Source organism: Comamonas suwonensis, assembly GCF_012844455.2.
GTDB classification, from domain to species: Bacteria; Pseudomonadota; Gammaproteobacteria; order Burkholderiales; family Burkholderiaceae_C; genus Comamonas; species Comamonas suwonensis.
Map to the genome: position 1 here is coordinate 49,441 of NZ_JABBCQ020000007.1, position 25,187 is coordinate 74,627.

Consider the following 25,187-nt stretch of genomic DNA (forward strand, 5'->3'; position numbering starts at 1 on the left):
CCATCATGCTGAACCGGGACATCTATAACAAGCCGCCGCAGGAAAACCGCCTCGTCAACAACGGCGTGGCTGAAGTTTCAGAAGATCACTCCACTGCCGCCCAAGCCATTCTGCGCTACGAATTGGAAACCTTCGTCTGCAACGGCCAGTACGAGAAGGGGATGGAGACCATCCTCGATAAATTCCTGCTCAACTTGGATACGGGAATCGAGCAGCCGGGGGTATGGATCTCCGGCTTTTATGGCAGCGGTAAGTCCCATTTGGCCAAGATGCTGCGCACACTCTGGACGGATTACGAGTTCACGGGCGGTGCCACCGCCCGCAGCTTGGCCACGCTGCCGACGGGTGTGTTTGAACAGCTCAAGGAACTCAGCACCCATGGCAAACGCCACGGTGGGCTGCATGCCGCAGCGGGTAAATTGGGTGCGGGCGCTGGGGATAAAGTACGACTGGCGCTGCTGGGCATCATCTTCAAGTCCAAAGGACTGCCTGAGCAATACAACCAGGCTCAATTCGTACTTTGGATGCGCCGCGAAGGCATCCTGTCTCTGGTCGAAGCCGAGCTGATGACGGCGGGACGGTCTTTGGCGCAAGAGCTGCCACACATGTATGTCTCCGGCCCCTTGGCCAAGGGGCTGCTTAGCGCACGCCCGGACTTGGCACACACCGAAGCCGACGTGCGCAAGCTGCTCAAGGAGCAATTTCCCCAGGTGCAGGACGTCACCAGTGAGCAAATGACTGCTGCCATCGAGGCTGCGCTCATGGATGGCGACAAGTTTCCGCTTACGCTCGTGGTGCTCGATGAAGTGCAGCAATACATTGGTGCAGACGCAGAAAAAGCCTTCCAGGTGCAAGAAGTCACCGAAACGCTGTCCAAGCACTTCAACGGCAAACTGCTGTTTGTGGGCACCGGCCAATCAGCACTGTCGGGCATGCCCAATCTGCAGCGCCTGATGGGCCGTTTCCCTGTGCAGATCATGCTGGGGGACTGGGACGTGGAGAACGTCACGAGGCAAATCATTCTGGCAAAGAAGCCCACAGCACAACCCCAGGTCGAACAAGTCTGGCGCGACAATTTGGGGGAAATCTCTCGTCATCTGCGTGGCACCAAGCTGGAACACGTCCCCGACGACGAAAGCGTGATGACTTCCGACTACCCGTTGCTGCCTGTACGCCGCCGCTTCTGGGAACGGGTGCTACGCACTATCGACACCACGGGCACAGTCTCGCAACTGCGCAGCCAATTGCGTGTGGTGCATGAGGCCGTGCTGGCCACCGCAGAGGCTCCTTTGGGCCATGTCGTGGCCGGTGACTTCCTCTACGACCAGATTGCTGCCAACCTAGTCTCTACTGCCCAACTGCCCAAAGAGGTATTTGAGAACGTGCAACGGCTGGCTGCGGGGGACGAGGCCGCCCAGCTCAAATCCAGGCTGCTCAAACTTATCTACCTCATCAACAAGCTGCCTGCTGATGCCGCCATGGACATTGGCCTCAAGGCCACCGAAGACGTGCTGGCTGACCTGCTGGTGACGAACCTGTCCGCAGGTTCAGCCGAGCTGCGCAAGCAACTGCCTGAACTGCTTGAAGAACTGCAGAGCAAAGACCGGCTGGTGATGGCCCTGGCCGGTGGCAACGGTACCGAGTACCGCCTACAAACCCGTGAGTCCAGCACTTGGTATGACGAATTCCGCGCTCAGGAGGCCGAACTCAAGGCCGCACCACAGCGTATAGAGCAAAAGCGTGCCGACCTTCTCAAGATCCGCTTGGGCGAGGTACTCAAGAAGGTACGCGTTGTACAAGGAGCAGACAACGTAGAGCGGCGCTTGATCCCGAGCTACGACGACCGCCTGCCTCGTGACCATGCCGAGAACCTCTATCTGTGGCTGCAAGATGGCTGGCAGACTGAAGAAAAATCCGTGCTTGCTGAAGCCAAGGCTCTGGGCACCGACAACCCCAGCCTGTTCGCCTTCCTGCCCGCGCAGCATAAAACTGAGCTGGCCAACGCCATCGTTGCACAGGAAGCCGCACGCGCCACGCTACAGAAAAAAGGCGCACCTTCCACCGAAGAGGGTCGTGATGCCCAGCGCTCCATGGAAAGCCGCCAGCGCGCCGCCGAAAAGGAGCTGGCTGAGCTGCTGAATCAAATCCTCGCCGGCGCACGCATTTTTCAGGCGGGAGGGCAAGAGGTGCAAGACGGCAACGAGCTGGCTGAACGCATCCAGCAGGCAGCCCATTCATCGGCCATTCGCCTCTATAGCCAGTTCGATGCTGCCGATCATCCTCAGTGGAGCAAGGTGCTTGATGAAGCACGCAAGGGCAGCTTAGAAGCACTCAAGGCAGTGGGGCACACCCAGGAGGCTGACAAACACCCCGTCAGCCAAAAGCTCCTGGCCTACATCGGTCCTGGCAAAAAAGGCGCTGAAATCCGCGATCAGTTCGAAGCCCCGCCTCACGGCTGGCCGCGCGACGCCATCGACGGTGCGCTGTATGCGTTGCTGGCCGCAGGCCACATCAAAGCTACAGATGCCGCTTCCAAGCCCGTCGATGCCAAGAGCCTGGACCGCGCCAAGCTCACCCAAGCGAGCTTTCAGCGCGAAAGCGTCACCATCACACCGCCGCAGCTCATCAAGATTCGCAGCCTGTTCAGCGCTGTCGGCGTGCCTTGCCAACCCAAGGAAGAGCTGACTAAAGTCCCCGCCTTGCTGGCCAAGCTGCGCGAACAGGCTGTCCAAGCAGGTGGAACCGCCCCCGCCCCGCAAGCGCCCAAGCTCGACGCCCTAGAAGCTATCGAAGCGCAAAGCGGCAACGCGCAATTGCTAGAGCTTTTCACTCGCTACGATGAAATTGTGGCGCTCTCCAAAACCTGGAGCCAAACGGCGCAGGTGATCGCCCAACGCATGCCCGTTTGGCGCAAGCTGGGCGACTTGCTGCGCCACGCCAAAGCGCTGGGGCCTTATGCAGCATTGAAAGCCGAGGTGGATGCCATCGAAGCACAACGCAGTTTGTTGGCCGACCCTGACCCTGTGCGCCCGCTGCTGGACAAGGCCGCCGACCTGCTGCGCCAGGCCCTAAGCGCCAAGCTGGACACGTTTCAGCAAGTCTTCGAACAGCAGCAAGTACAGCTCCAGGCCGATTTCGACTGGGGCAAGCTCACCGAAGCACAACGCGACACCCTGCGCAACCAGCACCACCTGGCAGCACCCAACGCCCCCCTGTTAGGGATGCCTGAGCAACTGCAAGATGCGCTGGACGAATGCGATCTGGAGCACTGGGCTTCCAAAACTCAGGCTCTGTCCAGCCGTTTTGACGCCGCTCGCTATGCCGCCGCGCAACTGCTCAAACCCAATGTCGTCCACGTCACTCTGCCCAAACGCACCTTGAACGACCAGGCGGAGCTGCAAGCTTGGTTGGACGAAGTGCAAACCCTGTTGCAAGCCAAATTGCAACAAGGGCCGGTGTCGTTGTAAGCCCGGCGTTGAGGCACTTGGAGGCATATCGCATGAAACCCCTCAAGCCCTGGCTCTCGTTTGCCCAGCAGTTGGACGTGCTTCAGGCGCGGGGCTTGCAGGTGGAAGACCGCGTGGCCGCACTCGACTATCTGGAGCGCCTGGGCTACTACCGCTTGAGTGGTTACTGGTATCCCATGCGATCCATAGATGCCGAGGCATCCCGGCAGCAAGGCCGGGCCGTGCGCTCGGACAGTTTTGTCCCGGGAAGCCGCTTTGAAGACGTGGTGCGCTTGTACGTGTTCGATAAAAAACTGCGCTTGCTCGCCCTGGACGCCTTGGAGCGGATAGAAATGGCCGTGCGCGTGGATGTGGCCCACTTACTCGGTAAACGGGACCCAGCCGCTCATGAGAATCCGGACTGCCTGCACGGCAACTTCTCTAAAAAGCGTATCACCAAAGGCCCGAACGTAGGAAAAACAGAGCACCAGCTTTGGCTGGCCAAATACGAAACGCTTTTGCACCGTGCGCGCAAAGAACCCTTTGTGGTCCATCACCAGCAGCAATACGGGGCACTCCCTGTTTTGGCTGCGGTCGAGGTGTGGGATTTTGGCCTGCTCTCCAAACTGTTTTCGGGCATGCAATACGCAGACCAGCAGCAGATCGCCGCCATCTACGGCGCGCCGGACGGCCAGGCATTCGCGCAATGGCTGCGCAGCCTGAACTTCGTCCGCAATGTATCGGCCCATCACAGTCGCTTATGGAACATCAATGTGGTGGAGCGCGCCGCTGTACCTACAAGCTGGCCTGCCGAGGCAGACAATGCGCGCCCGTTTTTCTACTTCTGCTTGATGCGCCAACTGCTGGAGGTGATCTGCCCCCGCTCCACCTGGGACCAGCGGGTGCAAGCCTTGCTTCACGATGAATTTCCGCACGCAAATGCTCGGCTGTCGTTGCAAGATCTGGGCGCTTGTGAGGGCTGGGCGCTTGTGAGGGCTGGGCCAACTCCTTGCCCTGGAAGCAGAAGGCATAAAGTGCCGCCACAAATGAGAACCGACGCGTACACAAAGTGCAGAGGCGCCGGGCATATTGCTGGTAATCATACACGAGTGGCCAAGGCTCTTGAAGCCCGGCGCGCAGCCTGCAATCCACACGCTCTCAAAAAAACATAGCTATCTGCGCTTATCTAGAAAGCGTTTGAGCCATATTTCACTAAAGATTTTTTCATGCCCATAGCCCACGCAGCTCCCCTGCCCAAACCCTTACGCACCCAGCTAGAAAACACCGTCAAAGCCGCCCGCGACGTGGCCGAAAAAGCCGCGCAAGCCGCATTGACCCAAATGGCTGTAGGCGACGCAAAGGCGCCTGACTACCTCACCGACGACAAAAAAGCCCTGCGCCGCCGTCTGCGTGCCCATGGCCGCGCCTTGGGCGATGCGCTGGGTGCAGACGGCAGCCAAACCAACCGCCAACTGGGCTGGGAAGTGGCCTACCAGCACTGGCATCGCATGCTGTTTGCTCGCTTTCTGGCAGAAAATGGCCTGCTGCTGTGGGAGATTGGCGCCGCGGTGTCGCTGGACGACTGCGAAGCCCTGGTGCAAGAAACCGACCCCGCCATGAACCTGGGCGCCAAAACCCAGTGGGAGTTGGCCGGCAAGCTCGCCGCACGGATGTTGCCCCAGGTGTTCAAGCCCCAAAGCCCTGTGTTTGAGCTGGCCTTTGCCCCCGAGCACCAGCGCGAGTTGGAGCGCCTGCTGGCTGCCCTGCCTTTGGACGTCTTCCAGGCCAGCGACAGCCTGGGCTGGGTTTACCAGTTCTGGCAGGCCAAGCGCAAGGACGAGGTTAATGCCTCCGGGGACAAGATTGGCGCTGACGAGCTACCCGCCGTCACCCAGCTTTTTACCGAGCCCTATATGGTGGACTTTTTGCTGCACAACAGCCTGGGCGCCTGGTGGCAAACGCGCCACCCCGGCCAACCATGCCCCGTGTCGCTGAGCTACCTGCGTACCCTGGAAGACGGTACACCCGCTGCTGGCCCATTCGCCGCCTGGCCCGACAGCCTCAAAGACTTCAAGCTGCTCGACCCCTGTTGCGGATCTGGCCACTTTCTGGTGGCAGCCTTCCTCATGCTCGTACCCATGCGCATGGCCGCCGAAGGTCTGAGTGCGATGGACGCGGTGGACTACGTGCTGCAAGACAATCTGCACGGCCTGGAGTTGGACGCACGCTGCGTGGAGATTGCCGTGTTCGCATTGGCCCTGACTGCCTGGCGCTTTCCGGATGAAAATGGCGACCAACTGGGCGTACGCGCTGATATGCCTGCGCCGCAAATTGCCTGCTGTGGCTTGAAGATGAACGCCAGCGCCCAAGACTGGAGCGCGCTGGTGCCAGAAACGCTATTAAACAAAGAGCTGGTAGCGCAAGACCTGCGGGCACTACAGGCCGATTTTGCCCAAGCACCACTGCTGGGCAGTTTGCTCGACCCCGCGCGTAGCCTGAAGGACGACCTGGCTACCTCCAACGTGCAGACGCTGCGCGAACTGCTGGCCCAAGCGCTGGCCCAGGAAACCAGCGATGCCAACGCGTCCGATGGCGAGCTGCTGGAACTGGCGCTGAGCGCCCGCGGCCTGCTCGATGCCGCCCGTCTGCTGCAGGCGCGTTACCACCTTGTCATCACCAATGTGCCTTATCTGGCACGCGGCAAGCAAAACGATGCGCTGAAAAGCTACTGCGCCACCCATTACCCCGAGGCCAAGAACGACCTGGCCAACGTCTTTCTGGAGCGCTGTCTGGAGCTGTGCCGCAAAGAAGGCGCAGGCGTGGTGCAAATCGTCATGCCGCAGAACTGGCTGTTTTTGACCAGCTACAAAAAGCAGCGGGCTTCGCTGCTGCAGCGCGTGCAGTGGAACCTGCTGGCACGCTTGGGGCCGGGCGCTTTCGAAACCATCAGCGGCGAGGTGGTGCAGGCCGTGCTGCTCACCCAGACCCGCGCCCCGGCGCCGGAAGGCTTTGCGCTGCACGGCGTGGACGCCAGCGCGCTCAAGTCGGCGCCAGAAAAAGCGTTGTTGCTGCGCGAGGGCGCGGTGGTGGCGGTGAGCCAGAAAGGGCAGTTGGGGAATCCGGATGCGCGGGTGGCGTTGGAAGAAGCGTCTGAATTGCCGCTATTGGAGCAATTTGCTCGCTCATACCAAGGCATTACGACAGGTGACAACCTTCGCTACATCCAATGCTTCTGGGAGCAACGGCAGTGGGGGCAAGATTGGAAAAGCTTCCAATCGACTGGAGATGTGACCGCCCATTTTTGCGGTCGAGAGCAAGTGTTTCTTTGGGAGTGCGGCAAAGGAAGCCTTGCTAGTTCTAGTGCCGCTCGGGTTCAAGGTCAGGTTGCATGGAGTAGTCGGGGGATTGCCGTACGGCAGATGAGCGAGTTGCCAGCGACGCTGAACAGTGGTAGCCCGTGGGACATGAATAGCGCCACCCTAGTGCCGCTCGACGCATCGAACCTCCCCGCCATTTGGTGCTTCTGTTCCTCCCCCGAATACAACGAAGCCGTTCGCCAAATCGACCAAGCACTCAAGGTCACCAACGCCACGTTGGTCAAAGTCCCGTTCGACCTCGCCCACTGGAAACAAGTCGCCGCCGAGCGCTACCCTCACGGTTTGCCCAAGCCGTATTCCGACGACCCCACGCAATGGCTGTTCCATGGTCACCCTCAGCCCGCCACCGACCCGCTGCAAGTCGCAGTTGCCCGCTTGGTGGGCTACCGCTGGCCTGCGGAGCTGCAGGCAGCGGCATCGTCTGAATTACAAGCCAAATCGGACTCCAGCGCTTTACCAGAAAGCACTAGCAGCTATCGAAATAATGATTCCGCACTCGCTGCACCAGTACCCGGCAGCGCCGCCCCCATGGAGCTGTCTGACCAGGCCCACGTCTGGATAGCCCATTGCTCTACCCTGGCCGAGCACATCGACGACGATGGCATCTGCTGCCTGCCCTCGGTGCGCGGCGAGCCTGCGGCGCACGAGCGGCTGTTGAAGCTGCTGATCGCCTCCTGGGAAACCGTCGAGCCCGGTAGCTGGAAGCCCGCCGTGCTCGACAAGCTGCTGGCCCAAGCTGATTGCACAGGCAAAGGGCTGGATGTATGGCTGCGCGACAAGTTCTTTGAGCAGCACGCCAAGCGCTTTCACCACCGCCCCTTTGTCTGGCATGTGTGGGACGGCCTGAAAGACGGCTTTGCCGCGCTGGTCAACTACCACCAGTTCGACGCCCGCAAGCTCGATCGCCTAATCCACACCTACCTTGGCGACTGGATTCGCCAGCAGGAAATCGGCGTGCACGAAGGCGTTGACGACGCTCCCACGCGCCTCGCGGCGGCCCAAGATCTCAAGCGCCGCCTGGAGCTGATCGCCACCGGTGAGCCGCCCTACGACATCTTCGTGCGCTGGAAGCCCCTGGCCCAGCAGCCCGTCGCCTGGAACCCCGACCTAAACGACGGCGTGCGCCTGAACATCCGCCCCTTCATGACCGCCGAGGTGCTGCGCCACAACAAAAAGCCCAAGCTCAACATCACCTTGGACAAAGATCGCGGCAAGGACGTGGAAAGCGCGCCGTGGTTTGGTGTGTTTGGCGGTGAGCGCATTAATGACCATCATTTGACAGTGGCGGAAAAGAAAGCGGCAAGGGAGGCAGGCCGTGGCTGACTACGAAGGAATGCGGTGGTTCAAGTGCGACTTTCAGGTACAGACCCCAGAAGACGCAGCCCATTGGGGCGATGACGACACCAGGTTGCTGGAGCCCAGGCGGCCTATATCAGCACCTGCACTAGACTCCAACGGGCAAGGCAGTCCTGCAAAACCAGATGAGAGCCGCTTGCAAGAAATAGCCCGAGCGTATCTGCGCCGATGTCATGAATTGGGGCTTGAACTGATTGGCGTAACGGATCACAACTTTTCTCAGAAGACGGAGCAGCGTGATTGGTTTCTGACGCATCTTGTCGAGCAGAACAAAAGCGTTGCTAGAGACTTGGGGCGAGCGCCGCTTCACATCCTTCCTGGATTCGAGGTGGACATTGGGTACCACGTGTTGTGCCTGTTTGAGCCCGCGAAGAAGGCGAGCCATGTTTGGCGGGTGAACAAACTGCTTTGCAAGCTGGGACTGGATGAAAACGAGCGTTTTCGTCAGGGGCAACCCATGCCGTTGCGCCGGAATGGCGCTGCGATCAGCCTTAAAGAGTTGGTGGAACTGGTTCAGGACGAACATAAAGGCATCGTCATTGCGGCGCATGCCGATCAGAACGACGGGCTGCTGAACGATCCCCGGCATATGGAGGATTACAAGAACAAGCGGCTTCTGGCTCTGGAAGTAACTGCGAATCCGCCAGTACAACGGATTCTTGATATTGTCGAGGGGCGGGATCGGGCATGGGCACGACAGGACTGTCACCCCGCGTATGTGATGTCTTCTGACGCCAAGTCGCTTCGCAAAGACGCAGAAGGCAACCCGATAGCGAACTCGCTGGGCTACAGGCACACGTGGCTCAAAATGTCCAAGCCGTCCATAGAGGCGCTTCGGCAGGCTTTCTTGGATCCCCTTTCCCGTATTCAGCTGTTGGGTGGCCAGCCTAGCGATGTGTTGATACACCCGCGCATTACCAAAGTCTCAGTTCGTGGTGCGAAGTTCCTGGACGACCAGGAGGTCAATTTTTCGGAAGGCGTGAACTGTGTCATTGGTGGCCGTGGGAGTGGCAAGTCTTCATTGCTGGAATACCTTCGCTTCGCGCTGGAGGTAGATCAAACCGCCAAGCCTGACCCAGCTTCTTCGCTGGGCCGGAAGCGTGATCAGCTGATGAGATCGCTAGCGCAGCCTGGTGCTGAAATTCGGGTGTCGTTTCAGGCAGAGGGAGGTGTGGCCGACACCTTGGTCTATCGGCCATTCAACCCTCCAGCGACTCAACGCCAAATTGAAGGGCGGGAAGTTACTGACCTCCAAACCGTGTTACGGCTGCTCAGAGTGCAGTTCTTCAGCCAAGGGGAACTCAGCCGGATGACCGATGGCGAAGGGGGGCAGGCACAGGTGCTGGCGCTCATCGATGCCTCTTGCGGAAAGCCGCTTTCTGGGCTCCAAGTTGATGAACGCAAGCTGCAAGCAACAGCGAAAGCACTTTTTCAGGCGGCGCGTGACGAACAGCGCTTGGGAGCGGAAGTCAAGGCACTGAGGCAAGAGACTGTAGAAATCGACCGCCAGTTGCAAGCCCGCGCTGCTGTGCAAGGCGACTCAGTGCGCGATCAGCTTGCACGCAGGGCCAACCGACACTTGGATGAGATGTTCAGTGCAGCTGAACAGGTTTCAACCGATGTATCCGATTTGGTTGAGCGTCTGTCCACACAACCGACCTCTTTGCCAGATGAGGCCAAAGAGTGGCCTGCGGCTGATTGGTTCCGAACTGCAGACCGGGATCTGAGCGGTGCCAGAAATGACTTGGCGCAAGAGCTGAGCCAAGCGTTGCAGAAGTATCAAGGTGCTTTGGCTAAGGTTTTGGATGCGAATGCGCCAGCACTCGAAGCAATACAAACGGCTCAAGAGCAGTTCCGGGTGGCGTGTGAAGAAAAAGGTATTCGTCCTGGGGACATCGCTCGACTACAAGAATTGGAAGAAACTAAGCAAAGCCGATTGAAGCAGGTTCATGCTCGGGAGCAGGAACTGGAGAAAACCAGACAACAAGCAGCAGAGCTTCCAGCTGTTCTTGCGTCATTGCATGGCATATGGAAACGGCAATTTGCGCTTCGTAAGGAGACTGCTGACGAGATTCAGGCATCAGTAGCGTCTCAAACTGTTCGCGTTACGACGACGTACATGCGAGACAAAGCGTCGTTCGGCACTGCTTGGAAGCGTCTTGCGCCTCGTGATGGGCGTGGCAAGCTGGCCCGGCGGTGGGATGAATTGGGTGATGACCTTTTTCAGTCTTGGCTGGAACGTGGTACGGAAGAAAGCCCTTGGGAGACTGTGGAGGCTGGCCGAACGGATCCTCGGGCAATCCTGTATTTCACAGGTGGGCCACTTGGTGATGATTTGCAGCCTGCGCTTATCGCACACATCGATAGCATGGACGTGCGCCCGATTTGGGAGGAGGTACGTGTTACGCGAGTCAGTGACGGCATCGACGTGGAACTCTTGCGGGATGACCAGTCAACTGCTGGGAAGATGAGTGGCGCCCTCTCCGAAGGGCAGAGAAATACCGTGCTGCTCAATCTCATGCTTGCCCGTGGAGATGGCCCCATCGTTATCGACCAGCCCGAGGACGAGCTTGACTCAAGTTTTATCTACAAAACCTTGGTCAAAGATCTGCGCGCAACAAAGCAGCGGCGGCAACTCATTATTGCCACGCATAACGCGAATCTTCCCGTGAACGGTGATGCTGAGCTTATTTATGCGCTTGAGGCGCGAGACGGGAGAGGCAGGCTGCTGGCAGAAGGAGGCCTTGACAGGGCAGTGGTGGCCCGAGCAGTCCTAGACATTATGGAAGGTTCGGAGCAAGCCTTTAAACGTCGTAGCGAGAAGTATCACTTTTGATAATTAGCGAAGCTGGCGGTGCGGCCTGTCGGCAAGCGCCGGAAGCTTATGCATCATAAGCGTGAAGCATTAAAAACAAACACTAAAATTTATTTTTTTAGTGTGAATATAGTAGTATTAAAGCATGCTACCGCTTGTCGATTCATTTGCTGCATACGTTCAGCAGCTCACCGGGGAGGCTCCACATTGGTTGCCCTGGTCGGGAGTGTCTTTGCCGAGCTATCTGAGCCAGCGCTACGAGCCGCTACTGGCTTCCATTGCTGGTCGCACCTGGTTGGTGTTGTTGCTGCGTCAGCCAGATCTACCGTCTCCATTGCAGCTATCCAAGCAGTTGCAGCAGTTTCTTGCGCGCTTGCAACCCCAACCTGTTGGAGTGTGCTTGGTGGCTGAGCAATTGCCCCCATACCTGCGTACGCGCTTGATTGAGCTGGGGCAGCCTTTTGTAGTGCCTGGCCGCCAACTTTTTTGGCCTGCCTTGGGTAGTGCTGAGACGGTTCAGCGGCCACAACGCACAACTCCTCAAGCCGTGGAATCGCTGGGGCCAGTGGCACAGCAGTTGCTGTTAGCTCTTTTGTTAGGCCGTTTGCTTGCACCCATCACGATAGCTGTGACAGCAGAGCGGCTGGGATGCAGTGCTGCGAGCGTGAGCCAGGCTGTCAAGGCCTTGGAAGGCAGTGAGCTGGTGCAGTCTCAAACTCAGGGACGCGAGCGTGTTTTTTCCTTGCTAGATACCCCTGCTGTGATATGGGAGCGTGCTCGTCCTTTATTGCAGAACCCAGTACGCCAGCGTTTGCGAGTGCAGCAAGCGCTGTTGCCGTCTCAGGCATTAGCATGGTGTGCTGGAGAGACTGCATTGGCACAACACTCCAGCTTGGCAGCGCCTGCAGAACCGGTGTTTGCGTTGGCAAGCCGACAGTGGCGTGCCTTGGGGGTGGTCACGGTCCCTGTCCCTGTACCAGACGTCGGCACCTGCGTGCTTGAATTATGGCGTTATCCGCCGGAGGGGACGGCAGCACAAGGTGCTGTCGATCCTTTGTCTTTGTATCTGAGCTTGCAAGGTAGCCAAGATGAGCGAGTGCAATTAGCTTTGGATGAGTTGTTGGAGATCCTACCGTGGTAAGAGGTTTAGACGTTTTTGCACGTTTTTTTGCGGATGACGCATCGCGCTATGTACTGATTGGTGGTGTGGCTACGCACCTGATACTAGGGGAAGCTGGCTTGGCGGCACGTGCCACCAAGGATCTGGACATCGTGCTGTGTGTAGAGGCGCTGGATGCCGAGTTTGGCGCCAGACTATGGGACTTCATCCGTTTGGGTGGCTACGAAGTCCGCCAGGCAGGGGAGGCTGGGCGCTGCTTTTATCGCTTTGCCAAACCTAGTGATGCAACTTTCCCGGCCATGCTAGAGTTTTTTGCGCGTGAACCAGGTCATTTGCCATTGGCGGAAGGGGCCCACCTGACACCCGTGCCGTTTGAGCAGGCGGTGCAAAGCCTGTCCGCGATTCTTCTGGATGGCGATTACTACTCTTTTTTGCATGCACACGCTGTACGGCTTGCTGGTGTGAACGTGGTGACGGAAAAAGCCTTGATTCCCTTGAAGGCGCGCGCTTGGCTGGATTTGTCGGCGCGAAAGGCCGCTGACGCGAACGCTGTTGATGGAAAACACATCACCAAACACCGCAACGACGTGCTGCGGTTGGTGCAGTTGCTGGCTGACGGCGAGCACATCCAAGTGCCTGTATCGATTGCGGCAGATGTGGACCAGTTCGCCCAGGCAGTGCAGGGCCAAGTCACCGCCGATTTGCTGGGCCAACTGGATATTGCAGAAGCCCCCGCCACTTTGTTGGCGAGGTTGCGATCCTGCTTTGGAGTAACAGCACCATGACAACAACCAAGCCGGTAACGGTCTTACAAGCGCTGGCCCAGGCGTTGCAGCAGGCGCAGCGTTTCAACACGGGGGTGCAAGTGGCGCCCGCTTGCATTTTGTGGCCTGACAAGGATGGTCAGTGGTTGTCAGCCTTGCCTACGTTGCGCGCACAATTACCGCAACTGCTTACGCTGGGTGAATACGCCCCGCAGATGCGCTGCGGCCCGGCGATTTGGCTCAAAGCCGCGATTGCTGGGCTGTTACCAGATGGGCCTGGCGATAGTGTGCCGGTGGTGTACCTGCCGGGAGTCAGTCGGGTAGATCTGCGTGCTATCGAGTCTTGCCCGCGCTCTCTGCAACCGTTGGCTGAATTGCAGTACCGAGGCGTTTTCTGGAGCCAAGCCAACGCCAAGGATTGGACGGTCAGCGCGTTTTTGGCATCGAAGAATGGCGGGCTTGCTCTGGACGTTGCGCAGGACAAGGCGACACAAGAGGCTTTGAGCCAGGCCCTGCAAGTAGGCGTATTGCTGGAGCAGCCTGTGTCCGCGCTTCAGGGGCGGGCCATCAATGCCGAGTGGTTGCTCGGCTTGTTGGCGCCCAATCCTATGCGTGACTTGCTGCAATGGATGAACGCACCAGAAGCCATGCGGCAGCAATGGAGTGCTGTGCTGTGGGATGTGTTCGTAAAGCGCTGCAAAGCCGATTTTGGTTTTGATCCGTTGGCTGATGGTGTGTTGACGGCGGCAGAGCTGCTGGCCAGTAGAGATGGTAAATGGGGCATGGTTTGGGCCCTCTACCAAGACTCATTTGCCAGCTTTCCTAACATCTATGCATTGCTGGAAAAGGTTGCGCCACCACAGTTGGGTCTGTTTCCGGATCAGAAATTGTTATCGGGCTACCCACAGGTCAATGAGCAAAATGAGGTGGACTTGCGCCGGGCACTGTCCGACTGCGTGAGTATGGATGCGGCACAGGCACGGACCATGCTCGCGGCGGTGGAACTGGAGCATGGCACTCGCCGCTCTTGGGTATGGGCGCGTATGGGGTATTCGCCTTTGGCTATAGCCCTGGAGCATCTCGCGCGAGTAGCCCAGCAAAGCACGCTGTTGCCCATTGGGCAGACGCCGACCGAATTGGCCGACAGTTATCAGCAAATGGGGTGGCAGGTCGATCAGGCTGCTTTGCATGCTTTGGCGGCTGTGCACACCAAGGCAGATGTGGAGGCTGTCGGCCTTGCATTGCGTGCGATGTACTTGCCTTGGCTGGATGAAGCGGCCAGGCGCTTGCAAGAGGCCGTCAAGAAAGCGGGTGGTCTGTATCCGGCGCAAGGCGCAGATAAGCCAGGTGTGGAGGGCGTCTGCACTGTCTTCGTGGATGGCTTGCGTTATGACGTGGCAAAGCTGCTGGAGCAGCGGCTGTCGGCTCTGGGGCCTACGCGGCTTTCGGCGGGATGGACCAGCATGCCATCGGTGACGGCATCTGGCAAAGCGTGGTGTTCGCCAGTGGCGGCATTCATTGCGGGTAGCGCAGGGGATATCGATTTCCAGCCCAGGGTCAAAGCAGATGGCAGGCCGCTGTCTGGCCACAATTTTCGCAAGCTGCTTGGCGAGCATGGTGTCCAAGCTCTGGATAGGCATGAGCGTGGTGACCCACAAGGGAGTGCATGGACGGAGGCGGGCGATCTGGATCACTACGGACATGCGCATGGCATTCGTTTGGCCCGAGACATGGACACCCAGCTCAATCAGGTGGTTGAGCGAGTGGCGGAACTGCTCGACTCTGGGTGGAGGCATGTCCGAATCGTGACCGATCACGGCTGGCTGCTGATGCCAGGGGGCTTGCCTAAAGCCGAATTGGCCAAGCACCAGGCAGAAACCCGTTGGGGGCGCTGCGCCGTGCTCAAGGACAGTGCGCATGGCACGGATCTAACCTTTGGCTGGGACTGGTGCAAAGAGGTGCAGGTGGCGTATGCACCCGGTGTTTCTAACTTTATAGCCGGTGCTGAATATGCCCACGGAGGTGTCAGCTTACAGGAGTGCCTGGTGCCGATACTGGAATTGGATAGGGGGGATATCGGGGACTCTCTAGCAGTCGCGAAGATTCAGTCGGTCACGTGGAAGGGGCTGCGCTGCGTGGTGCTGGTGGAAGGTGCAGCAGCGGGATGGCAGGTGGACATTCGCACCAAAGCTGCCTTGGCCACCAGCTCACTGGTTGCGAGTGTCAAGCCAGTGGATGGCGGGAAGGCCAGTTTGGCTGTGACGGATGATGAGCAGTTGGGGGCAGCGGCGGTTGTGGTGGTGCTGGATGCCAAGGGGAAAGTCATGCACAAGCAAGCGACCACGGTAGGGGAAAAATAATGATCCAACTAGATGACCTTGACCATAAGGCAACTTCGGCCTTTGAGGGCTATGTGGTACGCAAGGATTTGGTTCGCACCTTCAGCCGCCAGTTTCCGGTACCTACCTATGTTGTAGAGTTTTTACTGGGGCGCTACTGCGCGACGACCGATGAAACCGAAATCCAGGAGGGGTTGGATATTGTGCAGCGGCAGCTGGCTTCCAGAACGGTGAAGGCAGGTGAAGAAGAGCTTTTCAAGGCCCGAGCACGTGAATCGGGTTCGGTGAAAATCATAGACATCATCACGGCACGGCTGGATGCCAAGACCGATTCCTATATCGCAACTTTGCCTAGCTTGCGGTTGAATGATGTCCGGCTGACCCCGGAAATGGTCAAGGACAACGAGCGCATGTTGACCGGCGGTTTCTATGCAGAGGTCACGTTAGGCTATGACGCTTCGATAGCTCAGGAAAAGGGGGGGCGTCCTTTTGGTGTGGATGCACTGCGGGCAATTCAGCTCTCCAAGCGCGAGGTGCTGGATGTACTGGCTAAGGGGCGAGGACAGTTTTCCACTGCTGAGTGGCGTGACTTACTGCTGCGCAGCGTGGGTTTTGAGCCGGATACACTGCCAGAACGTGCCAAAGATGCGCTGCTGTTGCGTATGGTGCCGTTTGTCGAGCGCAACTACAACTTGGTAGAGCTGGGGCCGCGCGGCACCGGCAAATCGCACTTGTTTCAGCAGGTGTCGCCCTACGCACACCTGATTTCGGGTGGCAAGGCCACGGTGGCGCGAATGTTCGTCAATAACGCCAACGGTCAACGCGGCTTGGTTTGTCAGTACGACGTGGTGTGTTTCGACGAAGTTTCTGGCGTTTCCTTCGACCAGAAGGATGGCGTCAACATCATGAAGGGCTATATGGAGAGCGGCGAGTTCTCCCGAGGCAAGGAAAGTATTCGTGCCGATGGATCGATCGTTCTGGTAGGTAACTTCGATGTAGATGTAGAGCATCAGCAGCGTATCGGTCATCTGCTGGGGCCGCTACCGGCTGAGATGCGCGACGACACGGCTTTTATGGACCGCATTCACTGTTTCTTGCCAGGCTGGGACGTACCCAAACTCAGCCCAAGCTTGTTTACGCAGCACTTCGGTCTTGTGAGCGATTTCCTGTCCGAGTGCTTTACCCAGTTGCGCAATCAAAGTAGGGTTTCGGCGCTTCAAGGGCGCGTGTATTGGGGAGGGGCGCTTTCCGGCCGTGATCTCAATGCGGTCAACAAGACGGTAAGTGGATTGCTCAAACTACTTCACCCCGATGCGCAAGTGCCGGTTAGCGATGAAGACTTGGAATGGGCCGTACGCTTAGCTTTGGAAGTTCGGCGTCGAGTCAAGGAGCAGCAAAAACGCATTGGTGCTGCCGAGTTTCGCAACACTCATTTCAGCTACACGCTGGGGGCTGAGGGTGTAGAAAAGTTCGTCAGCACGCCTGAGCTGCAAAGCCAGGGAGGGATTGGTGATGAGCCGCTGGAATGCGGGCAGATATGGACATTGAGCCCTGGCGGTCAAGATGAGCACCCTGGACTATTTAGGCTAGAAGTTTCCGAAGGGCCGGGTAGTGGTGTTCGGGTTTTGAACAACCCAGTGCCTGCATCGTTCAAGGAGTCCATACGCTGTGCTGAACAGAATTTGTATGCCCGCGCTCCGCAACTGGTAGGAGATCGTGATCCGCGAGCGCATGAGTTTTCGGTGCAATTGCGTGGATTTGATGCAGCGAAATCTGGAGCCAAAACGGGTGTGGCAGCGCTGATTGCCTTGGCCGGCGCTCTACTAAAAAAATCGGTGCGTGGCGGTCTTGTAGTCGTGGGCGAGGTGACGTTGGGTGGCACCATCGAGCCTGTTCACAACGCAGTGACGTTGGCGGAGATGGCCATTGAAAAAGGCGCACAGTCCCTGCTGCTACCAGTGTCGTGCCGTAGGCAGCTGTTTGATTTGTCAGACGAGATGGCCACCAAGTTGGACATTGAGTTCTACCAAGATGGGCGTGACGCGTTGCTCAAGGCGCTGGCTGATTGATCCAACAGGTTGTACTGCTATGAGAAGAGTCTGCATGGCAGTCCTTGCGGTATGGTCGTAAGGTGGAAAGCTCACAAGCCGCTTGGTGCAAGGTCACCGACGACTCGTTTTTTATAGGGTGCCGTGTTTCAAATCGCGGAGGACAAATGCACTGTCTCTCGCTGGTTTGGCCGGCGGTGCCATACACGCAGCGTGTTTTGGCGCCACCACTTCATGGCATGTGACCTCGTTGCCAATATTGGGCGTTGTTGTGTAAATGCAGTCTGAGGATGGCCCAGTTCTGCAAAACTACTCAATACGGATGTTCGGATATCCAGCTCATTGGCTTGGCGATTAAAGGTGCAAGGTGTCACAGATTCGTCCAATTGCGTGATGCAACTCATCTTGGTTTCCACCTCGTTTCTCTGTAGGCGGCTACTACTACAGTGCTTTCGAATTTTCGCCCTACACCTGATATTTCTGCAGCATACATGGCGCCATTGCGTAAGCGTCTGGTGAGTCCATCTGTCGTGTGCGGATGCAGCCATTGATGGATGCGTTGAATGCTGAGATGCTGCAAACCACTGTCCTGCATGCCGACGAAACACCGGTACTGATGCTCAAGCCCGGCAAAGGCAGCACGCACCGAGCCTACCTCTGTGCCTACGCCTCCCTGAGCGTTTGAAGACATCAAAGCAGTGGCTTACGACTTCTGCGAACTCCGGGCGGGAGAACATGCCCGCAAGTTCCTAGGCGATTGGCAAGGCAGCCTGGTCTGCGATGACTTCCGCGGCTACAAGCAAAGCTTCACGCAAGGCGGCATCACCGAAGCGGGATCCTGGCCCACGCACGTCGCGAATTCTTCGATCTGTATGCGGCCAACCAAAGCCAGTTGGCTGAGTTTGCACTCTCGCAGATCGGCAAGATCTACGAAATCGAGCGCTAAGCCAAAGACCTGGGGCCCGAACAACGCCTGACCCTGTGTCAGGAGCACAGCCAGCCCCTTCTGGATGCTCTACACCAGTGGATGCTGCTGCAAAGACAAAAGCTGCCGACGCACAAGGCCAGCCAGATTGAGGAGCTGCCGCCGCATCGCTGGAAACTTGGCACTGCCTGATCGATGGGCATTGCTGCTCGGCTGGGTCAAGATGGGTTCGCCAGCCACTTACGCCATTGCATTCAGTCACCACTGATGTCGGGCTGAATCAGTGCTAACCCAGGCTGTATTTCCCACTGGAAAGAAGATACGGGTTGCAGATGTTTGATGTAAAAAATGGTACAAAATGTACAGGCAAAATGTGAGAGCAGAAAAAGCCATGGACATCATCCATGAGAAGGTGCTCAGCGAAACTGTCGGCTGAAACTATGGTGCGGCCCTGGGTAGATGAGTACATCAACGCCCAGAAGACTGCGACTGGCTTCGATCTGCGCTTCACCGACACGATGGTGCCGATCGAAAAGGATTGGCGCGAATTCATAGAAGTCTTGTCGCAGCGCTAATGCGCGTGGCTTGGGGTTAATCGATGCATTGCGGTGCAACAAGTAAGAGGCATTTTTGTAATGAATTTGTATGTTGCGCTTGACCAGAATAACAAAGGGATGAGTCGGGCTATCGCCGATATTCAGCGCCGTCATCAGGCATTCAAAAACTGGTGCAATGGTCGTGATGGAGAGGAAATTTTGTATGAGCTGCTTTTTCCGAACAATATGCCAATCACGGGCTATGTTTCCAATCGGCAGCGGGACAAGCAGAATCCACGATACGCACAGATGGCGATCCGAATTAACGCCGCTGGGCGGGATTGGCCGTTTCCGGAAGGGTGTGCCTTCATCGCCACGGGAAGTTGGCCCACCGAATCCTCTTCACCACTATTTCTCATCAACGGTTTCATCGAGACCGCGGATCTGCCTGCGCGGTCTTTCGAGCGTGAAGTCACCGCATTTGCCGTGCATGACCGTCTGCAATTCACGCCGGGCCAGCAGCGCATTCAGCGGGTCAATAATCTGCTGACACCACAACTGCTGGCCGACTTGCCACCAATCACGCAGCAAACCGAAAAGCAGTTGATCGAGTGGACTGAATTTCTTCGATGGAAAGAAAGCCTCATCCGCCACAAGGCGCGTGGTTTGCGCTACGTAAGCCGTGGATGGCGTGACGAGCAGTTGATTTTTTCCTTGGTCGCACAGAGCGCACAGGCTTTGCAAAAAGACCGCAAGGCCTTGGGGCGGGATGATCTTGTGGTGTTTCAGGTTGGGCAATCCAAAGAGGCGTGGGTGTTCGGATTGCCTGAAAGGGAGGAGCGCCGCCTTCCCCGACTGGGGCAGGCTGGCAAACTCTCGGAGCCTGTATCGTTACCGAAAGATAGGAAATTACCCAAGGACGACAACTCGCAGGAATGTCCTTGGCCTGCGCCCGTGCTTGCCGAATTGACCGTCTCACTGACCGAAGACGACGCGAATGATCTCGCCAACGCCGAAGAGCCTGATGTCTTGCGCGAGCGCATTCTGAATCGAATTCCGGAGTCCGGCTTCCTGTCCATTTCCACGGCGGGCGACATGAGCTTGATCAAACGCCATCAGCAGGCGTTGCGGCAGTTGCAAGAACAGGGTGGCTATGCGCCGTATCTAACTGATTATTTGTTCGAGGCTGCACAGGTTTCCGTGCCGCAGCGTTTGGAGCCGGTGACGCAGTGGGCCAACGACAAGCTCAACCCGGCCCAGAAAGAGGCCGTGGTCAAGATTCTTTCCGCACCGGACTTGTGCTTGGTTCAAGGGCCACCGGGCACGGGGAAGACCACTGTGATTGCGGAGGCCATCGTGCAACTGGCGCGGCGCGGGCAGCGGGTGCTGCTGGCATCGCAGGCGCATACCGCTGTGGACAATGCGTTGGAAAGGTTGGGTCATGACGGTTCCTTACGCGTAGTTCGGTTGGCACGGAATGAAAGCAAGGTGACGGAAGATGGTGCGGCCTTTGCGGGGCAGGCATCCTTGCAGCGTTACTACAAGGCCTTGGCAGGACAAACCGAAGACCGTCTTGCAGTGTGGAGGCGCGGTGACAAAGACTTGCGTCTCTTGCAAGAATGGCATGAGCGCGCGGCTTTCGTGTTACACGACGAGAAGGAGTTGAACGCCAGACGCGGGCAGCTTGAAACGGACTTGGCATCGGCCCGCAGCCAGACAACACAGGCTCTGCAGGCGTATGGCGCCGCCTGCGCGATGCTAGATGAAGAAAAGGCCAAACGTCAGCGCCTGCACAGCGTTCAGGCCTTGCTGCATGGCGAGGCCGAAACGCTGCATGGTGACTTGCATGATGTGGAACCGCCTGCCAGAAATTTGGCGCAAGGCCTTGCTTCCTGCGAGGCAGCAGGTTTGCTCGTGAAATTTTCTATGGACGATTGGCTGGCTCATGCAAGCAGTCGGGGTGCAATGCTGGAGCACATGCTGGCTGCGTGGCGGCGTTTCACGACTGTGCGAGAGGCCATTTCTGCGGACATTCGCCGCCTGCGAGAAGCTGCGAACACTCCGATTCAGGATGCCGGCACCAGGCTACGCATTGAATCGCTCCGAAACGAGGTCAAAGCCTTGGAGGAGCAGATGGAGAAGGATGATGCTTTTGTAGATGCTTGGCGAGCCACGCGCAAGGAGCTCAAAAAGTTGGAGCAGGCTGGTATGGGCTTGGAGCACGGCCGTTATGACGGCCTGTTTCGCCAAGCTAGCAAATGGTGCGCATCCATTGAAAACGCGATGCAACTGGCTGACGAAATGGATGCCAGTCTGATTGCGCTGGATAGGGCGCAGCCGGTGATCGAACAGGCCATCGAAATCCTAAAGCAATCCGTGCAGACTCAGTTGTCGCAACCCGCTACTGAAGCCCCGAATGATGGCCTTGTCCAAAGCGCGCGGAACCAAGAGCGCAGCGCTCAAAGCAAGCTGGATAACTGGGGCGAGCAGCGCAGGCAGCATGAGCAGAAGGTTAAGGCTCTGCTGGTGGATGATGCAATCACGCAGGGCAACCGGTTGCCGTTGGAACCTGCTGCGAATTTGTCGCTGCGCATCAAAACTGTCGCCCAAGTCATCAAGGCGTTGGAGCAACGTCAAGCCAGCCAACAATATGAACGCCAGACATGGGGCCCGTTGCTGGAAGATTGGATGCGTGATCTGAGTCGCAACAACGCCGCAGCAGAGGACTGGCAGCATCTTGGCGCGGATTTTCTGGCGAGCTGCAATGTGGTAGCTATTACCTGCAACGAAAACGAGCGCACGCTGGATGATGCCGGGCAAACGAGTTTTGATGTCGCCATCATTGACGAAGTAAGCAAGGCTACGCCGTTGGAATTGCTGATGCCCTTGATGCGCGCGCGCCGAGCCGTGCTGGTGGGTGACCATCGCCAGTTGCCGCCGCTGTTTCAGGAAGGCGATGAAGCTCGCAGCTTCATGGATGAAGTGGAAGAAAACGATGCGGCCAACGCAGAGGAAAGCAGCACAGGGGATCTTGCTGCAACGCAAACTTTACTGACCCGCGACAATCTGCGCCGTTTTGAAAAGATGGTCACAGCGTCGCTGTTTAAGTCGCATTTTGAGATGGCGGATGACGCCATCCGTGCACGACTTAGTGTGCAGTTCCGGATGCACCCTCAAATCATGGCGATGGTTAACCACTTTTACGAGGGTCAGTTGGAATGCGGCCTCCCTCGGCCTGACGATGACCCAGACCCTAAACTTCGTCGTGCTCACGGACTGACATTGAAGAGTGCGGATGGAAGTTCGCCCCTGCTCACTCCTGGCGACCATGCGTTGTGGGTGGACACAACCTACAACCTGCACAACCAGATCCACCGTGAAGATATGGACGGCAACCAGCCCCGACGTACTAATCGACTGGAAGCGGAGTTGATTGCCGAAACGCTTGAGCAGATTGAGCGGCAATCCGCTGCACAGGGCTACTCCCGGTCAAACAAATGCAAAGTCGGCGTGGTGTCTTTCTACGCGAACCAATGCCGAGAAATTCGAGCCGCCATCCACCGCCGAAGACCCAAGGAGTCGAATGGGCGTTTTGATTGTCTGGATGTGGAAGTCAATACCGTGATTCGCTATCAGGGCAAGGAAAAGTCCATCGTACTGGTCAGCATGGTGCGCCACGATGGATACGACCCTTTGCGCTCGGGAAATCAGCCCCGGCGTCGTTCTAGCAAGGCCAATGTCGCCCGTTTTGAATTCATCAATGTGGCCTTTTCGCGTGCGCAGGCATTGCTGATCGTCTTCGGCGCGAAAAGCATGTACGCGTCCTATGAGGTGGATTTACCGCGCATGGACAGCGCAGGAAGCATGAAGCGAGCCGTTTACAAAGACATTCTGGATCAACTGGAGCGCGATGCACGGCTGGTTCCAGCAAGGCAGTTGATGTCACCTGACATGCGGCCCCAGAAGCAGCCACAACAGCAGCGTGGCAGGTTCAATGCTCCACTTAATCGGACTGCTGCGGCTAATCGTGAGAACTACGGTAATCGGGGAGGCCGCGCATGAAGCTGGCAGAAATTTCCGTTCCCTTGCCCTTGTATCGCATTGATTCCGATGTGACCTATCACACCGAGCGCAAGCCCACTGTGTTCGAGCGGATGGTGTTGCGGCTGTGTGATCCTGGGCTCCATTTGCCTGACAAACAGAACTTGTCTTTGCTGGGTGTTTTTCGCGATCAACTGGGCGCAGGCGATGTGCGTGAACTGTTGGAAGGCTGCGTATCTGAACTTTCCGCTTTGGGTGCTCTGCCCAAACGTTACGCTCTGGATGCGCTAGAGGTACCTCTAACTGAGTTTGAACTGACTGCCGATGGCTTGCAATTCTTGCACAGCGACAGCCTGCCGGTGCGCTCGCGCACGATCAAAGTCAGTCATCATTACGACCCTATCGGCGATGAGATCAAACCATTCAAGAAGGATGCAGGGTTGCAGAGCCAAAGCAGCATGAGCCGCATCAGCGCCGTCGACAACTCTTTGAGGCCGCAAAATCCGTTGCCTCAAGTTGAACGCGTCATAGCGCAGGAAACGTATGACTGGAAAAACCCTGCAACTGTTATAGATCGAATCACGCCCGTGGTGCAGCCAGCGGGATGGGTAGAGCGCCGACTTGAAGTAACGTGCAGCGAGGACGGTGTGCTGTCCGCGAGCGCCCCGCGTGATGCAGCATTGCAGCGTTGGTTGGAGCAAGCACAATCCGAACTGGCATGGGAAATTCTGCTTGCTGATGCACTGACAAGCGAGCCTGATGCTTTGCTGCCCAACATTGACTCCTCTGTCTTACGAGATGCCCGCACTGCCCGCCCCATTGCCGCAACTAATGGGGGCGCAGCCAGAGCCCGGTTGTGCATCGTTGCGCAAGGCGTTGCGGCGGCGGATGTGACAATACCCACCATCGTTTTAACGTCTGAAGTGAGTGCACCGGAGTTGGTTGCCAATGGCAAGCAACCGACCGTGTTCAAACTGCTTGTGCCTCCCCCCGCAGGAATGATGACGGGATTTCGTAGCTTGTCTCTGCCGCAGGTCGGCGGAGCGAACGCTCAAGCAGAGGTGGCCGGTAACCTGCGCCTCTATTGGGCTGGACAAGTGCGCTTGTGTGGTTTGGCGGTTACTTTGAACGACCAGGCTGCAACCGCGCTATGGGCCAAGCTGCGTAGAGAATTAGAGGGTACTTGCGAGCACTCCGATGATCCACGCATTGCCTTCATGCCCTTAGCGTGGCGGGATATCGATGCACTCGACGAAACGGTGTGGCCGTGGCTTGCTACGCGTGCTAAGCAGCCACTAGACGATTTGATGGCATTGATCGAACCCGCTACACAAGCAATTGGTTTGTGGCGGCCCGGTAGGAAAGACTGGAGATCTGCGTGGGAAGGTTCTCTGGCAAAAGCCATTGATGAGTCGTTGAGGCATACGCCCAATCAGCTTGAACCTGAAGAAGTTGTTTCTCTTTTGAGCCAGGTAGCTCAGATGATGTCTGCAGACAGGGCAGTGCCTCTGCAAGCCGCGCTGCTGCGTTATGCGGCTCCCATTCGCTCCTTGGAATCATTGGCAAAGCTGCGATCTGCCTTGCCTCCCACGACTGAAATACCAGACGAATTGCTTGCCGTCGAATTGCGGCAAATGTGGTTGGAGCGAGTTTTGGAACGCAAAGAGATTAAGTTGCACGGCCCTCATGCCTTGCTGGAGCCTTTGCAAAAGATTCAGAAAGCCGTTCAAGATGTCTACCGGGACATTGGCGAGAAGGCATTGAAGGCCGTTGGTAACGGAAAAATGGATGTGCGTGCTTTAACTCCGCGCGCCTTGGATGCCATTCACGCTTGGCGAAAAATCGCAGAAGAATTTCGTGCCTTGAATGTCCCATCGTCGGGATGGGATGCGCTGAATGAAGCGGTAGAAAGCTGGAGCCTTCTGGCGCAGGAGACGCTGGCTCCCGTCAATATTGGGCGCCGTATTGTTGTGCTGGACACCAGCGCTCTGATGGAACATCCAGAGCTTTTGCAGGAGCTGCGCTCCAACGATATTCCGGTGGTCCCGCTTCGTGTGCTGAGCGAGTTAGATGGTTTGAAGACCAGTGAAGATGAGACTCGCGCGGTCAAGGCGCGCTTGGCCATTCGCCAGTTGGATGCCACTCGGTCTCGCATTCGCCATGAAACAGAATACACGGCCTTACTGCCTGCTGAATGGGATGCCATGGAGCCTGATCATTCCATTCTTTCAACGGCACTGTTCTTCCGGCTGAACGATGTTTTGTTTGTGAGTAATGACATCAACCTACGCAATAAGGCGAAGTCGCTTGGCCTGGGGGCGCAAGATTCCAGGGCGTATGCGCCTTCGCGGGCTGTGCCGGCTGCTGCGTCAGATATGCAATCACGGAAGCACGATAAACGAAAAAACCCAAGGAAATGA

General features: G+C 57.4%; 10 protein-coding genes and 1 pseudogene. All 11 read left to right on the plus strand.

Features of this window, described 5'->3' with window-relative positions:
- Window positions 1-5 precede the first annotated feature (5 nt).
- The 11 genes and pseudogenes from brxC to HF327_RS09600 all read left to right on the plus strand — a co-directional run bounded on the left by brxC (window position 6) and on the right by HF327_RS09600 (window position 25,187).
- Window positions 6-3,467 (plus strand): BREX system P-loop protein BrxC, encoded by a 3,462-nt coding sequence (gene brxC / locus HF327_RS09545; protein ID WP_169107995.1) that lies wholly within the window; start codon window positions 6-8, stop codon window positions 3,465-3,467.
- A 32-nt stretch (window positions 3,468-3,499) separates the two neighbouring features.
- Window positions 3,500-4,618, plus strand: coding sequence for an Abi family protein (locus HF327_RS09550; protein ID WP_169107996.1), 1,119 nt, complete (start codon window positions 3,500-3,502; stop codon window positions 4,616-4,618).
- 54 nt (window positions 4,619-4,672) lie between these two features.
- On the plus strand, window positions 4,673-8,146 hold the full coding sequence (locus HF327_RS22015) for an Eco57I restriction-modification methylase domain-containing protein (RefSeq protein WP_169107997.1): 3,474 nt from the start codon (window positions 4,673-4,675) through the stop codon (window positions 8,144-8,146).
- Window positions 8,139-11,015 carry a TrlF family AAA-like ATPase gene (locus tag HF327_RS09560; protein ID WP_407927033.1) on the plus strand — a complete coding sequence of 959 codons (2,877 nt, stop codon included), beginning with the start codon at window positions 8,139-8,141 and terminating at the stop codon, window positions 11,013-11,015. The genes HF327_RS22015 and HF327_RS09560 overlap by 8 nt, the downstream gene beginning before the upstream one ends.
- Before the next feature lie 211 nt (window positions 11,016-11,226).
- Window positions 11,227-12,135 (plus strand): hypothetical protein, encoded by a 909-nt coding sequence (locus HF327_RS09565; protein WP_169107999.1) that lies wholly within the window; start codon window positions 11,227-11,229, stop codon window positions 12,133-12,135.
- On the plus strand, window positions 12,129-12,899 hold the full coding sequence (locus tag HF327_RS09570; protein ID WP_169108000.1) for a hypothetical protein: 771 nt from the start codon (window positions 12,129-12,131) through the stop codon (window positions 12,897-12,899). The genes HF327_RS09565 and HF327_RS09570 overlap by 7 nt, the downstream gene beginning before the upstream one ends.
- On the plus strand, window positions 12,896-15,238 hold the full coding sequence (gene pglZ, locus HF327_RS09575) for a BREX-1 system phosphatase PglZ type B (protein ID WP_169108001.1): 2,343 nt from the start codon (window positions 12,896-12,898) through the stop codon (window positions 15,236-15,238). The genes HF327_RS09570 and pglZ overlap by 4 nt, the downstream gene beginning before the upstream one ends.
- Window positions 15,238-17,286, plus strand: coding sequence for a protease Lon-related BREX system protein BrxL (brxL, locus tag HF327_RS09580; RefSeq protein ID WP_206764390.1), 2,049 nt, complete (start codon window positions 15,238-15,240; stop codon window positions 17,284-17,286). The genes pglZ and brxL overlap by 1 nt, the downstream gene beginning before the upstream one ends.
- Window positions 17,287-17,791: 505 nt before the next feature.
- Window positions 17,792-18,334: pseudogene (locus tag HF327_RS22455) on the plus strand (IS66 family transposase); the annotation flags it as partial.
- Window positions 18,335-18,825: 491 nt separating this feature from the next.
- On the plus strand, window positions 18,826-22,788 hold the full coding sequence (locus HF327_RS09595) for a DEAD/DEAH box helicase (RefSeq protein ID WP_169108004.1): 3,963 nt from the start codon (window positions 18,826-18,828) through the stop codon (window positions 22,786-22,788).
- Window positions 22,785-25,187 (plus strand): PIN domain-containing protein, encoded by a 2,403-nt coding sequence (locus HF327_RS09600; protein ID WP_169108005.1) that lies wholly within the window; start codon window positions 22,785-22,787, stop codon window positions 25,185-25,187. Before HF327_RS09595 ends, HF327_RS09600 begins: the two co-directional genes overlap by 4 nt.

Excerpts from the sequence above, each read along its gene's own strand:
- brxC (WP_169107995.1), top strand. The coding sequence starts at position 6 with ATGCTGAACCGGGACATCTATAACAAGCCGCCGCAGGAAAACCGCCTC.
- HF327_RS09550 (WP_169107996.1), top strand. The coding sequence starts at position 3,500 with ATGAAACCCCTCAAGCCCTGGCTCTCGTTTGCCCAGCAGTTGGACGTG.
- HF327_RS22015 (WP_169107997.1), top strand. The coding sequence starts at position 4,673 with ATGCCCATAGCCCACGCAGCTCCCCTGCCCAAACCCTTACGCACCCAG.
- pglZ (WP_169108001.1), top strand. The coding sequence starts at position 12,896 with ATGACAACAACCAAGCCGGTAACGGTCTTACAAGCGCTGGCCCAGGCG.
- brxL (WP_206764390.1), top strand. The coding sequence starts at position 15,238 with ATGATCCAACTAGATGACCTTGACCATAAGGCAACTTCGGCCTTTGAG.
- HF327_RS09595 (WP_169108004.1), top strand. The coding sequence starts at position 18,826 with ATGAATTTGTATGTTGCGCTTGACCAGAATAACAAAGGGATGAGTCGG.
- HF327_RS09600 (WP_169108005.1), top strand. The coding sequence starts at position 22,785 with ATGAAGCTGGCAGAAATTTCCGTTCCCTTGCCCTTGTATCGCATTGAT.